This is a genomic window from Paracidovorax valerianellae (assembly GCF_900102625.1).
GTDB lineage: Bacteria > Pseudomonadota > Gammaproteobacteria > Burkholderiales > Burkholderiaceae_C > Paracidovorax > Paracidovorax valerianellae.
The window spans coordinates 48,943-62,377 of record NZ_FMZC01000003.1; the positions used below are offsets into that span (position 1 = coordinate 48,943).

At 68.9% G+C, this 13,435-nt stretch carries 13 protein-coding genes; 11 read left to right on the forward strand and 2 right to left on the reverse strand.

The window, feature by feature from the left end:
• The first annotated feature begins 17 nt into the window (after window positions 1-17).
• The 3 genes from BLT03_RS05515 to pth all read left to right on the forward strand — a co-directional run bounded on the left by BLT03_RS05515 (window position 18) and on the right by pth (window position 2,527).
• The gene (locus BLT03_RS05515) at window positions 18-992 is read left to right on the forward strand and encodes a ribose-phosphate pyrophosphokinase (RefSeq protein ID WP_092741181.1); all 975 of its coding nucleotides are present in this window, start codon (window positions 18-20) and stop codon (window positions 990-992) included.
• Between the two features lie 148 nt (window positions 993-1,140).
• Window positions 1,141-1,779, forward strand: coding sequence for a 50S ribosomal protein L25/general stress protein Ctc (locus BLT03_RS05520; protein WP_092741183.1), 639 nt, complete (start codon window positions 1,141-1,143; stop codon window positions 1,777-1,779).
• Window positions 1,780-1,918: 139 nt separating this feature from the next.
• Window positions 1,919-2,527 (forward strand): aminoacyl-tRNA hydrolase, encoded by a 609-nt coding sequence (pth, locus tag BLT03_RS05525; RefSeq protein WP_092741185.1) that lies wholly within the window; start codon window positions 1,919-1,921, stop codon window positions 2,525-2,527.
• 61 nt (window positions 2,528-2,588) lie between these two features.
• Here the strand turns inward: pth and BLT03_RS05530 are convergent, their stop codons facing one another.
• Window positions 2,589-2,855 (reverse strand): YfhL family 4Fe-4S dicluster ferredoxin, encoded by a 267-nt coding sequence (locus tag BLT03_RS05530; protein WP_092741187.1) that lies wholly within the window; start codon window positions 2,853-2,855, stop codon window positions 2,589-2,591.
• Window positions 2,856-3,144: 289 nt separating this feature from the next.
• Here BLT03_RS05530 and BLT03_RS05535 point away from each other — a divergent pair, with 289 nt between their 5' ends.
• From BLT03_RS05535 to BLT03_RS05570, 8 genes are all read left to right on the forward strand, one after another.
• Window positions 3,145-4,107 (forward strand): ABC transporter permease, encoded by a 963-nt coding sequence (locus tag BLT03_RS05535; RefSeq protein WP_092741949.1) that lies wholly within the window; start codon window positions 3,145-3,147, stop codon window positions 4,105-4,107.
• Window positions 4,104-5,018, forward strand: a complete 915-nt coding sequence (locus BLT03_RS05540) for an ABC transporter permease (RefSeq protein WP_092741189.1) — start codon at window positions 4,104-4,106, stop codon at window positions 5,016-5,018. Before BLT03_RS05535 ends, BLT03_RS05540 begins: the two co-directional genes overlap by 4 nt.
• Window positions 5,019-5,047: 29 nt before the next feature.
• The gene (locus BLT03_RS05545; RefSeq protein ID WP_092741946.1) at window positions 5,048-6,073 is read left to right on the forward strand and encodes an ABC transporter ATP-binding protein; all 1,026 of its coding nucleotides are present in this window, start codon (window positions 5,048-5,050) and stop codon (window positions 6,071-6,073) included.
• Between the two features lie 38 nt (window positions 6,074-6,111).
• Window positions 6,112-7,020 carry an ATP-binding cassette domain-containing protein gene (locus BLT03_RS05550; protein WP_175537692.1) on the forward strand — a complete coding sequence of 303 codons (909 nt, stop codon included), beginning with the start codon at window positions 6,112-6,114 and terminating at the stop codon, window positions 7,018-7,020.
• Between the two features lie 124 nt (window positions 7,021-7,144).
• Window positions 7,145-8,635, forward strand: a complete 1,491-nt coding sequence (locus BLT03_RS05555; RefSeq protein ID WP_092741193.1) for an ABC transporter substrate-binding protein — start codon at window positions 7,145-7,147, stop codon at window positions 8,633-8,635.
• Between the two features lie 17 nt (window positions 8,636-8,652).
• Window positions 8,653-10,068 carry an amidase gene (locus tag BLT03_RS05560; protein WP_092741951.1) on the forward strand — a complete coding sequence of 472 codons (1,416 nt, stop codon included), beginning with the start codon at window positions 8,653-8,655 and terminating at the stop codon, window positions 10,066-10,068.
• A gap of 101 nt (window positions 10,069-10,169) precedes the next feature.
• Window positions 10,170-10,775: a hypothetical protein gene (locus BLT03_RS05565; protein ID WP_092741195.1), complete on the forward strand. Its 606-nt coding sequence runs from the start codon at window positions 10,170-10,172 to the stop codon at window positions 10,773-10,775.
• A gap of 32 nt (window positions 10,776-10,807) precedes the next feature.
• Window positions 10,808-12,067 (forward strand): MFS transporter, encoded by a 1,260-nt coding sequence (locus BLT03_RS05570; protein ID WP_092741197.1) that lies wholly within the window; start codon window positions 10,808-10,810, stop codon window positions 12,065-12,067.
• A gap of 95 nt (window positions 12,068-12,162) precedes the next feature.
• Here the strand turns inward: BLT03_RS05570 and BLT03_RS05575 are convergent, their stop codons facing one another.
• Window positions 12,163-13,374 (reverse strand): FAD-dependent monooxygenase, encoded by a 1,212-nt coding sequence (locus BLT03_RS05575; protein WP_092741953.1) that lies wholly within the window; start codon window positions 13,372-13,374, stop codon window positions 12,163-12,165.
• Between the last annotated feature and the right edge of the window lie 61 nt (window positions 13,375-13,435).

Below are 13,435 nucleotides of genomic sequence, written 5' to 3' on the forward strand. Positions count from 1 at the left end.
AGACTGCTGGGTCGCTCATGCAAGCCAATCACCCCGACTTCATGGTTTTCACCGGCAACGCCAATCCTGGGATGGCGGCTGACATTGCCCGGCACCTCGGCACCACGCTCGGTGCAGTGGATGTAGGCCGTTTCTCCGACGGCGAAGTCACCGTCGAAATCAAACAAAACGTCCGTGCCCGCGATGTGTTCGTCGTGCAGTCGACCTGCGCGCCGACCAACGAAAACCTCATGGAACTGCTGATCATGGTTGACGCGCTCAAGCGCGCTTCGGCCGAACGCATCAGCGCGGTGATCCCCTACTTCGGCTACGCCCGGCAAGATCGCCGCCCCCGTTCCAGCCGGGTGCCCATCTCCGCCAAGGTGGTGGCCAACATGCTGCAAGCCGTGGGTGTCGCCCGCGTGCTGACCATGGATCTGCATGCGGACCAGATCCAGGGCTTCTTCGACATTCCGGTGGACAACATCTACGCATCGCCTGTTCTGCTGGGTGACCTGCGCCAAAAACAATACGACGACCTGATCGTCGTGTCGCCCGACGTGGGTGGCGTGGTCCGTGCCCGCGCGCTGGCCAAGCAGCTGAACTGCGACCTGGCCATCATCGACAAGCGCCGCCCCAAGGCCAACGTGTCGGAAGTGATGCACGTGATCGGTGAAATCGACGGCCGCAACTGCGTGATCATGGACGACATGATCGACACCGCCGGCACGCTCGTGAAGGCGGCCGAAGTGCTCAAGGAGCGCGGCGCCAAGAAGGTGTATGCCTATTGCACGCACCCCATTTTTTCGGGCCCAGCCATCGAGCGCATCGCCAAAGGCTCCGCGCTCGACGAAGTGGTCGTGACCAACACCATCCCCTTGAGCGAAGCCGCCAAGGGATGCGCCAAGATTCGCCAACTCTCCGTGGCACCGCTGATCGCAGAAACGATCCAGCGCATTGCCAAGGGCGAGTCGGTGATGAGTCTGTTCTCGGACCAGGACAATCTTTTCTGATGACCTTCCGCCCCAGGGCGGATTGAAGGGCAAGCCTCCTTCGGGAGGTTTGTTCGTTCGGGAACGCAAGCAGACCCGTTGCCAAGTGGCGCGGGTCTTTTTCAACAGGGCCTGAGCTGGTCGCGGCCGGCCCTTACAGGAGCTAACTATGAACTTCGTCGCTTTTGAGCGCGCCAAGCAAGGTACGGGTGCGAGCCGCCGTCTGCGCAACACGGGCAAGACGCCCGGCATCGTCTACGGTGGTGCAGCCGAGCCACAACTGATCGAGATCGATCACAACGCTCTGTGGCACGCCCTCAAGAAGGAAGCCTTCCACTCCAGCGTGCTGGACATGGAAGTAGCCGGCGCCACCAGCAAAGTGCTGCTGCGTGACGTGCAATACCACCCCTACAAGCAACTCGTGCTGCACATCGACTTCCAGCGCGTGGATGCCAAGACCAAGCTGCACATGAAGGTGCCACTGCACTACAGCGGCGCTGAAGAGTCCGACGCCGTGAAGGTCGACAAGTGCCTGGTGAACCCCGTCGTGAACGAACTCGACGTGTCGTGCATGCCTTCCGATCTGCCTGAATTCATCGCTGTGGACCTGTCCAAGCTGAAGAAGGGTGCTTCGCTGAACCTGAAGGACATCAAGCTGCCCCGCGGCGTGAGTGCTGTGATCCGTGGCGGCCAGAACAACCCCGTTCTGGTGTCCGTGACGAACCCCGTGGTCGAAGTGGAAGCGCCTGCTGCCGACGCAGCAGCACCTGCCGCCGATGCCAAGGGCGGCAAGGGCAAGAAGAAGTAAGCAAGCAGCAGCACGTCGCATACCGACAAGCAAGGGGCTGCAGCACTGCCGCTCCTTGCCAGCCGCGCTAGTGGCTTGCTCTCAACGGCCCGTCATGCGGGCCGTTTTTCTTTGGCGCACACGGACAATCGCGGACACCATGATCAAACTGTTTGTGGGCCTGGGCAATCCAGGGCCCGACTACGACGCCACACGCCACAACGCCGGATTCTGGTGGATCGATGCGCTGGCCCGCGAACTCAAGACCACGCTGGTACCCGACCGCAGCTATCACGGGCTGGTGGCCCGTACGAGCGTTCATGGGCAAAGCGTCTGGCTGCTGGAGCCCCAGACGTTCATGAACCTGTCGGGCAAATCGGTGGCGTCGCTGGCACGCTTTTTCAAGATCCAGCCGGATGAGATCCTGGTGGCGCACGACGAACTGGACATCGCTCCCGGCCAGGTGAAGCTCAAGCGAGGCGGCAGCCATGCCGGCCACAACGGGTTGCGCGACATCCATGCGCAACTGGGCTCCGCGGACTACTGGCGCCTGCGCATCGGCATCGGGCACCCCGGCATCAAGGCGGAAGTGGCGAACTGGGTGCTCAAGAAGCCCTCGCCCGACCAGCGCACGCTGATCGAAGACAGCATCGTCCACTCGCTGAAAGCCCATCCGGCCATGCTGGCTGGCGACATGGAAAAGGCCACGCTGCTGGTGCACACGACCAAGCCTCCGCGCCCCAAGCCGCCACGGCCCGAGGGCGTTTAGCTATTGTTTTTATATCCTCCCGCGCTTACCAGATAAGCGCTGGAGGCCTAAAACACTTGAATCAAGCGACGGAGCCCTGGGCGGGCGCCTGCAGGCGCTCGTACTTCTGAAACAGGGTTTCTCGGCTCTCGACGTGCTGCGGGTTGACCGGAATGCACGCCACGGGGCAGATCTGCACGCACTGCGGCTCGTCAAAATGCCCCACGCACTCGGTGCACTTGGCGGGATCGATTTCATAGATGGCCTCGCCCAGGTAGATGGCCTGGTTGGGGCACTCGGGCTCGCACACATCGCAGTTGATGCACTCGTCGGTGATCATCAGAGCCATGGCTGTCTCCTTGCGGGGGCCTGGGGTGTGCGGAGTGCGGAGGTCATCGGGCGATTATCCCCGCGCAGGCATGCCCCTTGCGCAGGCGGGGCGGTGGCGACGGGTGCTGCCAGCCGCTACGGATACGCCCGTCCCCACGACCGCACCAAGCCATTGGCACGGCGAACGCAGGCGACACGTCCGGCACCCAGGCACTGGCCCTGCCCCAGCATTTGCCGCTATGCTGCACTTCAAGCCGCCCTGCCCCTTCGGCAGCCCGGACGCCGCTGGCGCCCCTCAGAACCACTCCATGGGACCCTTCCTCCTCAAACGGCTGATCACGCTCGTCGCCACGCTGGCCGGCGCATCGGTGGTCGTGTTCGTGGTTCTGGAGATCCTGCCCGGCAATGCCGCGCAGATGCTGATGGGCCCCGATGCCTCGCCGGAAGCGGTCGCTGCCCTGGCGACCAAACTGGGGCTGGACCAGCCGGCGCTGCAGCGCTACGGCCACTGGGTGGGCGGCCTGCTCACGGGCCAGTTGGGCGACAGTTATGCCTACGGCACGCCCGTGCGGGATCTGGTGCTGGAGCGGCTGGCGCTCACCGTGCCGCTGGCCTTGCTGGCCATGGCGATCACCACCGTGTTGGCCCTGCTGGCGGGCGTGTATGCCGCGTCGCGCCACAACCGCTGGGGCGACGTCGGCGTGATGGGACTGGCGCAGATCGGCATCGCCATTCCGAATTTCTGGTTTGCCATCCTGCTGATCCTGCTGTTTTCGGTGAAGCTGCAATGGTTCTCGGCCGGTGGCTTTCCGGGCTGGACCGAGGAAAGCGGCGGCAGCCCGCTCGAGGCGCTCAAGGCGCTGCTGCTGCCGGCGATTTCGCTCGCCGTGGTTCAGGCGGCGATCCTCGCGCGCATCACCCGCTCTTCGGTGCTGGAGGTGCTGCGCGAAGACTTCGTGCGCACGGCGCGCGCCAAGGGCCTGTCGCGCCGCGCGGCGCTCTGGGGCCATGTGCTGCGCAACGCGATGATTCCCGTGGTGACGGTGATGGGCCTGCAGTTCGCCAACCTGCTGGCCGGCACCATCGTGGTGGAGAACGTGTTCTACCTGCCGGGCCTGGGGCGCTTGATTTTCCAGTCGATCGCCAACCGCGACCTGATCGTGGTGCGCAACTGCGTGATGCTGCTGGCGGCCATGGTGATCGTCGTGAACTTCGTCGTGGACATTCTCTATGCCGCCATCGACCCGCGCGTGAAAGCGAGCGACCTGTGACGCCCACCTCCGCCCCGCCCTCCCCCGCGACCGCCACCGCGGCTACGAGCGCGCCTACCGCCCCTACCGCCACAGCGCCTTCGGGCCTGACGCGGGCGCTGCGCCACCGCAGCTTCGCCATCGGCGCGGTGCTGTCGCTGCTGCTGGTGCTGGCCGCCCTCGTGTCGTTCGTGTGGACGCCCGGCTCGCCCTACGACATGGACATGGAGGCGAAACTGCTGCCCCCCTCCGCCGCGCACTGGCTGGGCACCGATGCGTTCGGGCGCGACGTGGCCTCGCTGCTGCTGGTGGGCGCGCGCAACTCCATCCTGGTCGGGGTGATCGCGGTGGGCATCGGGCTCACCATCGGCACGGCGCTGGGCCTGCTCGCAGCGGCGCGGCGGGGCTGGGTGGAAGAACTCATCATGCGGATGGCCGACTTCACCTTCGCGTTTCCGGCGATTCTGTCGGCGATCATGCTCACGGCCGTGTTCGGGGCGGGCGTTGTCAATTCGATCATCGCCATCGGCATCTTCAACATTCCCACGTTCGCACGGGTCACGCGGGCGTCGGCCAACGCGGTGTGGTCGCGCGAATTCATCCTGGCGGCACGCGCCTGCGGCAAGGGGCCCTGGCGCATCACGACCGAGCATGTGCTGCCCAACATCGCCGCAGTGCTGATCGTGCAGGCCACGATCCAGTTCGCGCTGGCGATCCTGGCCGAGGCCGCGCTGTCGTACCTGGGCCTGGGCACGCAGCCGCCGCAACCGTCGTGGGGCCGCATGCTGAGCGAAGCGCAGACATTGATGTTCCAGGCGCCGCTGCTGGCCGTGTGGCCCGGCGTGGCGATCGCGCTGGCGGTGCTGGGGCTGAACCTGCTGGGCGATGGCCTGCGCGATCTGCTCGACCCGCGCCTGGCACGCCAACGCTGACCGACATGGAAAGCCACTCCGCGCCCGCCATGCCCCTGCTGGAAGTCTCCGACCTGCATGTGCGCCTGCACACCCACCGCGGCCCGGCCGATGCGGTGCGGGGCGTGGGCTTCACGCTCGAACGCGGCGAGACGCTGGGGCTCATCGGCGAATCGGGCTGCGGCAAGTCGCTCACCGCGATGGCGCTGATGGGCCTGCTGCCCGACCGCGCCACCACCCGCGGCAGCATCCGCTTCGACGGCGCCGAAATGCTCGGCCAGAGCGAGGCGGCGCTGTGCCGCATTCGCGGGCGCCGGATCGGCATGGTGTTTCAGGAGCCGATGACGGCGCTGAACCCCGTGCACACCATCGGCCGGCAGGTGGCCGAGCCGCTGCGGCGGCATCTGGGGCTGTCCGCCGCCGCGTCGCGCACGCAGGCCGTGGCGCTGCTGGACCGCGTGGGCATTCCCCGCGCGGCGCAGCGCTTCGATGCGTTTCCGCACCAGTTCTCGGGCGGGCAGCGCCAGCGCATCACCATCGCGATGGCGCTGGCCTGCGGGCCCGACCTGCTGATTGCCGACGAGCCCACCACGGCGCTGGACGTGACGGTGCAGCAGCAGATCCTGGGGCTGATCGGCGAACTGGTGGCCGAGCGCGGCATGGCGCTGATCCTCATCTCGCACGACCTGGGCGTGATCGCGCAGAACGTGGACCGCATGCTGGTGATGTACGGCGGCACCGTCGTGGAGCGCGGCCCGACGGCTGAAGTCTTCTCGGCCATGGCCCACCCCTACACGCGGGGGCTGTTCGCGGCCCGCCCCCGGCTGAACGTGGCGGTGCCCCTGGCAACCGGGGCCGAAGCGCCCGGCGGGCGCATGCGCCTGCCCACCATCGCCGGCACGGTGCCCGAGCTGGTGGACCTGCCGCCAGGCTGCCCCTTCGCGGGGCGCTGCGGCTTCACCGTGCCGGACTGCTACCCGGTTCTGCCGCCCGCCGTGCCGCTGGGCGAAGACCATTCGGCCCGCTGCATTCGCCTGGACGCGGTGGCCGCGGCGGCACAGGAAGGGCGGGCATGAACTCCACAGACACTATAAAAATAATAGCGCCCACCGCAATGAATACGGCGGTAGAGGGCCGATTCGACCCCAAAACGCCTGCCCCGCTGCTGCAAGCCACCGACCTGGTGCGCGAGTACGCCCTGCCGCGCGAAAGCCTGTGGTCGCCACCGCCCAAGGTGCGGGCGCTCGATGGGGTGAGCCTTTCCATCGCGCCCGGCCGCAGCCTGGGCGTGGTGGGCGAATCCGGCTCGGGCAAATCGACGCTGGCGCGGCTGGTGATGGCGCTGGATGCGCCCACATCCGGCAGCGTGCACCTGCTGGGGCGCGACCTGCACGCGCTGCCTGCGGCCGAGTTGCGCGCCGCGCGCCGCGATTTTCAGATGGTGTTCCAGGACCCCTACGGTTCGCTCGACCCGCGCCAGACCGTCGCGCGCATCGTTGCCGAGCCGCTGCAGGCACTGCCGGCCACGCCCGGCACGGCGAAGGTGTCGCGCGCCGAGCAGCGCGAGCGAGCCGGCGAGGCCCTGGCCCAGGTCGGCCTGCGCACGACCGACCTGGACAAGTACCCGCACGAGTTCTCGGGCGGGCAACGGCAGCGCATCGCGATCGCCCGCGCCATCGTCACGCGCCCACGCCTGGTGGTGGCCGACGAGCCGGTGAGCGCGCTCGACGTGTCGGTGCAGGCACAGGTGCTGAACCTGCTGCAGGATCTGCAGGACACCTTCGGCATCACCTACCTGCTCATCAGCCACGACCTGGCGGTGGTGAACCACCTGTGCGACGAGGTCGTGGTGCTCTATCAGGGCCGCATCGTGGAGCGCGGCACGCCCCAGACGCTCTTCACCCAGGCCGAGCACCCCTACACCCGCGCGCTGGTGGCCGCCGTGCCGCAGATCGTGCCCCGCCCTGCTCGCGTGGTCAGTGCGGGGGCCGCTTCGCTGCGCCCGGCCGGGCCGCGGGTGTAGTAAAAAGACTGCTGGCCGCCACGTGCGCGCGCACCCGCCGATCGCCTCCGGTCCGACGGGCCGCCGCCCGCCCGGCGCTCGGCCGGCCCGCCCCCTGGTTTGTTCCTTTTCGGAGATTCCGCCCATGCTGAACCGTCGCACCGTCCTCGCCACCGGCGCCCTGGCCACCGTGCCGCTCGCCACGTCCCTGCAGGCACTGGCCCAGGGCAAGAAGGACGCCGTCACCCTCGCCATGACGCTGGAGCCCCCGGGGCTGGACCCGACGGCCGGCGCGGCGTCGTCCATCGGCGAGATCACGCTCTACAACGTGTTCGAGCCCCTCACCAAGATCAATGCGGACGGCAGCGTCTCGCCGCTATTGGCCGAAAGCTGGGAGGTCTCGCCCGACCTCAAAACGTACACCTTCAAGCTGCGCGCGGGCGTCAAGTTCCACAACGGCGCGCCGTTCAACGCGGCGGCCGTGAAGTTCTCGTTCGACCGCGCCGCGGGCGACAAGAGCACCAACAAGGACAAGCGCACCTTCGCCAACCTCAGCACCCAAGCGGTGGACGACCTCACGGTGGTGGTGATCAACAAGGACATCGACCCCGACCTGCTCTTCGTACTGGGCCAGGCCACCGCGGTGATCGTGGAGCCCGGCAGCGCAGAGACGAATGCGACCAAGCCCGTCGGCACAGGCCCCTACAAGCTCGAGGCGTGGAGCAAGGGCGCATCGGTCACGCTGGCGCGCTGGGACGGCTACCGCACGGCGAACGCCGTGCACATCCGCCGCGCGACCTTCCGCTTCATTTCCGACCCTGCCGCGCAGGTCGCGGCGCTGATGGCGGGCGATGTGGATGCGTTCCCGCGCGTGACGCCGCGCAGCGTGGCGCAGTTCAAGGCGAACCCGCGTTTCCAGGTGATCGTGAGCGGGTCGCGCGCCAAGACCATCCTGGCCATCAACCAGCAGAAAAAACCGCTGGACGACGTGCGCGTGCGGCGCGCCATCGCTGCCGCCATCGACCGCAAGGCCGTCATCCAGGGCGCGGGCGATGGCCTGGGCGTGCCCATCGGCAGCCACTACGTGCCGGGCGCGTTCGGCTACCTGGACACCACGGGCATCAACCCCTTCGACCCTGAAAAAGCCAAGAAGCTGCTGGCCGAGGCCGGCGTGAAGACGCCGCTCGAGCTGACCATGACGCTGCCACCCACGCCCTACGCACGCCAGGGCGGCGAGGTCATCGCGGCGCAGCTGGCCAAGGTGGGCATCGTGGCCAAGCTGCAGAACGTGGAGTGGGCACAGTGGCTCAGCGGCACCTACGGCAACAAGAACTACGACCTCACGCTGATCTCGCACGTGGAGCCGTTCGACCTGGGCAACTTCGCCAAGCCCGACTACTACTGGGGCTACAACTCGCCGAAGTTCAACGCGCTGTACGAGCAGATCAAGAACGCCGCCCGCCCTGCAGACCGCGCCCGCCTGCTGGGCGATGCGCAGCGCCTGCTGGCCGAGGATTCCGTGCATGCCTTCCTGTACCAGCCGCAATGGGTGACGGTGGCCAACAAGAACCTGCGCGGGCTGTGGAAGGACATGCCGATCTTCGTGAACGACCTGTCGGCGATGTCCTGGGCCTGAGCGTGAACGAGCCCGCCATGCCCCATGCCGCGACCGATTTGCACGACCTGCCCGCCCACGCACTGATCGACGCCTACCGCACCCGCCGCCTGTCCCCCGTGGAGGTCACGCAGTCGGTGCTGGACCACATCGCGCGGTGGGAGCCCCACCTGTGCGCCACCTACCTGCTGCGCCCCGACGCCGCGCTGGCGCAAGCCCGCGCGAGCGAAGCGCGCTGGCAGCGCGGCGCGCCGCAAGGCCCCCTGGACGGAGTGCCCGCCACCATCAAGGAAAACATCGCCACCCAGGGCGACCCCACGCCGCTGGGCACGGCCGCCACGGTGCTCACGCCCGCCGCGGCCGACGCCCCGCCGGCTGCACGCCTGCGCGAGGCCGGCGCCGTGGTCGTCGCCAAGACCACCATGCCGGACTACGGCATGCTGTCTTCGGGGCTGTCGAGCTTCCATGCGCTGGCGCGCAACCCGTGGAATTTATCCAAAGGGCCGGGCGGCTCCAGCGCGGGTGGTGGCGCGGCGGCCGCGGCGGGCTACGGGCCGCTGCACATCGGCACCGACATCGGCGGCTCGCTGCGCCTGCCCGCCAGCTGGTGCGGCATCTTCAGCCTCAAACCCAGCCTGGGCCGCATTCCCATCGATCCGCCATACACCGGGCGCGCCGCCGGCCCGATGACACGCACCGTGGCCGACGCCGCGCTGATGATGCAGGTGCTGAGCCAGCCGGACGTGCGCGATAGCATGGGCCTGCCCTTTCAGCCCATCGCCTGGAGCGACTTCGCGCGCGGGCCCGAGCGGCTGCGCGGGCTGCGCCTGGGGTTGCTGCTCGATGCGGGCTGCGGCCTGCCCGTCGATCCCGAAGTGCGCGCCGCCATCGAGCAGGCCGCGCGGTGGTTCGAGGCAGCCGGCGCACACGTCGAGCCCATGGCGCCCTTCATGACGCAGGGCATGCTCGACGGCATGGACCATTTCTGGCGCATGCGCTCTTACACCGATCTGCAGACGCTGCCCGAAGCGCGGCGCGCGCAAGTGCTGCCGTACATCCGGGCCTGGGCCGACAGCGCCGCGGGCCTGTCGGGCACCGCGGTGTTCCACGCCAGCCAGCAGTTCCACGTGACGCGGGTGGCCACGGTGCAGGCCTGCAGCGCGTTCGACTACGTGCTCTCGCCCGTGGCACCCATGCCGGCGTTCACGGCCGAGCTGCCATCGCCCACCAACGACCCGCTGCGCCCGCTGGAGCACATCGGTTTCACCGTGCCGTTCAACATGTCCGAGCAGCCGGCCGCGTCGGTGAACTGCGGGTACACGGCTGCGGGGCTGCCGATCGGCCTGCAGATCGCGGGCCCGCGCTTCGACGACCTGGGCGTGCTGCAGGTGGCCCATGCCTTCGAGCAGATCCGCGCGCCGCAGCGGCCATGGCCCCAGCCCCCCGGGGCATGAAGGCAGGCGCCCTCGTGCGCCGCCTTCAGCCCTCCTTGTTCCTTTCCGCCCCGCTTTCCTTCACCCCTTCGCTTCCCCGACACCACGGCCCGACCCTGCAAATGGACACCTTTCTTCTGGCGATCCTCATCGCCACCGGCACCTATGCCCTCAATGCGCGGCAGCAACGGCGCCGCATCGCGCTGCTGGCGCGCCACCTGGCCAACTACCAGATCGAAAAGCTCATGGAGAACCTCACCGAGGGCTACCTGCGTGCGCTGGGCGAGAGCGACCCGCAGCGGCGCGACCAGATCTGGAGCCTGCTGACCACCACCGAATCGCAACTGACGGACCAGTTCAACCGCTTCACCGCCGAGTTCTCGCGCGTGGACCCGGCCATGACCCGCGTGAGCCGCATCCCGGTGGCCGTGCCTTTCGCGCACCAGCTGTTCGCCTCGGCCTCGTTCGACATGCGCAAGGCCCTGCTGGTGCACGCCCAGGGCATCGCCCGCGCGGTGCGCAACGAAATGGGCCGCGACGCGCGCGACAAGGCCTTCACGCTGTCGGCCGAGCTGTTCCTGATGCAGCACACCTGCCACTGGTTCTGCAAGTCGAAGACCGTCGCCTCGGCCCGCATGATGGCGCGCCACCAGACGCCTTACGACCAGCTCGTGGCCTCCGTGGCGCCCGAAACGCGCAAGGCGTACCTGGCACTGGTCAACGGCTGAGGGCTGCGCCGCCAGAGCCGCAAGAGCCGCCGATGCCCGCCCCGTCGTCATCCACGAATCCTTCACCGGCTCAGGGCACAGCCACAGCGCTGGCGCCGCGCGCTGCGTGGGTGATGCTGCTGGCGCTGGTGTCGGGCTTTGCGCTCAGCCAGGCGTTTCGCACCGTCACCGCGATCATCGCCACCGGGCTGCGGGCCGAGTTCGGGCTGTCGGCCGCGGCGCTGGGCGCGTTCGCGGGGGCCTTCGCCTTCGCGTTCGGCACCATGCAGCTGTTCATGGGCATCGGCATCGACCTGTTCGGCGTGCGGCGCACGCTGCTGGCGGTGTTTCCGCTGGCGGTGGCGGGCGCGCTGCTTTCAGCGATGGCGCCGGGCTACGGCACGGTGCTGCTGGGGCAGATGCTGATCGGCGTGGGCTGCGCGCCGGCCTTTCTGGTGTGCACCGTGTTCATCGCGCGGCATTTTCCGGCCCACCGGTTCGCCGTGGTGTCGGGCGTGGCGATGGGCGTGGGCGGCCTGGGCATGCTGTTCACCGGCACGCCGCTGGCCTGGCTGGTGCAGCAGGCGTCCTGGCGCTGGGGGTTCGGCGTGCTGGCCGGCCTGGGCGCGCTGGCGTGGCTGCTGATCTTCTGGAAAGTGCACGAGCCCCGGCGGCCCGAGGACGGCGCACCGCGCGAATCCGTGGGCGCCGCCGTGCGCGGGTTCGCGGCCCTCTTCCTGCTGCCGCACACGGCGGGCATCGTGCTGCTGGCGCTGAACACCTATGCCTCGTTCCTGGCGCTGCGCGGCCTGTGGCTGGGGCCGCTGCTGATCGAGCGGCACGGCTTTTCGCTGGTGCAAAGCGGCAACGTGGCCGTGGTCGTGTCGCTGGTGTCGCTGTTCAGCCCCGCGCTGTTCGGCCGGCTCGACCCGGGCCCCACGCGGCGCAGGCGCTGGATCACCGGTTTCACCGTCGCGCTGGCGGCGCTGTTCGTGGCCATCGGGCTGCTGCACCAGGCGTGGCTGGACGTGGCCGGCGCCATCGGCGTGGGCCTGCTTTCGGGCTACATGGTGCTGCAGTACGCCGACGTGCGCTCGGCCTATCCCGCCGCGATGACCGGCCGCGCCATGGCCGTGTTCACCATGGCGATGTTCCTCGGCGTGGCGCTGATGCAGTGGCTCACCGGCGTGGCCGCCGCGGTGGCCCTGGCGCACGGGGCCGATCCCTACACCGCGGTGATGCTCAGCATCGCAGCGCTGCTGGTGGCGGGCGTGCTGGCCTTCATGCGGCTGCCGGCGCCGGCCCACTCTTGAGCCGATGCAGCGGCGCGGCTGCGACAGGGATATGAACCAAATCGGCTTCCAGCGCAATAAACACTAGGGAGGATTGCTATTAATACAATAGCAAACTACAACGAGCTGGCGCTGGACCCATCGCCCCGGTACAGCCAGGGAACGTCCAGCACCCGCTCGCCCAGCAGCCGCAGCGAAGCGTCGCGCGCCCAGCGCACCGGGCCGGTGGCGTGGAAGATCCGCCCGTTGCGCGTGGCGCGGGCCTGCACGCGGGCGTTGCGCTGCCAGCGGTTGAGGGCGTAGCGGCGCAGCCGCAGGGGCACTTCGAGGTCGTGCATGGCCAGCGCGCGCTGCAGTTCGGCGGCGTCTTCGATCGCCATGCCGGCGCCCTGTGCGAGATAGGGGCGCATGGGGTGGGCGGCATCGCCCAGCAGGGCCACCCGGCCGCGGGCCATGTCGTCGGCGGTGCGCACCGGCGGGCGGTCGCACAGCGGCCACAGCCGCCAGCCGCCGCCCGCGTCGGCGACGCCACGCATCGCCTGCTGCAGGGCGGGACAGGTGCCGCGCAGCGCGGATTCGAGGCCGGTGGCATTCGCGGCGTGGTCCCAGCTTTCCAGGTCGTCGGGCGCGGGGCCTTGCACGATCACCACCAGGTTCTGCAGTTCGCCGCGGCGCACGGGGTACTGCACGGCGTGCAGACGCGGGCCCAGCCATGCGGTGACCTGGCGGGTACGCAAGACGTCGGGCAAGGCCTGCTGGGGCACCAGCGCGCGGTAGGCAAGGTGGCCGGTCACTCGCGGGGGCACCGGCCCCAGCAGGCTGCTGCGCGTGCGGCTCCACAGGCCGTCGGCGCCGACGAGCGCATCGCCCTCCACCTCTTTGCCGCGGCTGGTGCGCACGGTGACGACGCCCTCGGCATCGGTGAAGCCGTCGATGGCGTGGGCGAGCGAAATCTGCGTGTCGGTGTATTTGGTGACGGCGGCGAGCAGCAGCCCGTGCAGGTCGGCGCGGTGGATGGTGGCGTAGGCCGCGCCGTAGCGCTCGACCGATGTGGCGCCCAGGGGCAGCACGGCCAGTTCGGCGCCGCTGAGCGCACTGCGCACCTGCAACCGCTCGGGGAACGCCGCCACCGACTGCAGCCGGTGCTGCAGGCCCCAGGCCTGCAACCGCCGCACGACGTTGGGGCCCAGTTGCACACCGGCCCCCACTTCGCTGAACGCCTCGGCGCGCTCGTACAGCCGCACGTCGCACCCCGCGCGGGACGCTCCCAACGCCGCCGCCAACCCGCCGATGCCGCCGCCGGCGACCAACACCTGTTGTTTCTGCATGCGGGCGATTGTGCCCGCCGCGCCGTGGCCGCTCTTCACGCCAGATCAAGAAACGCCGCCG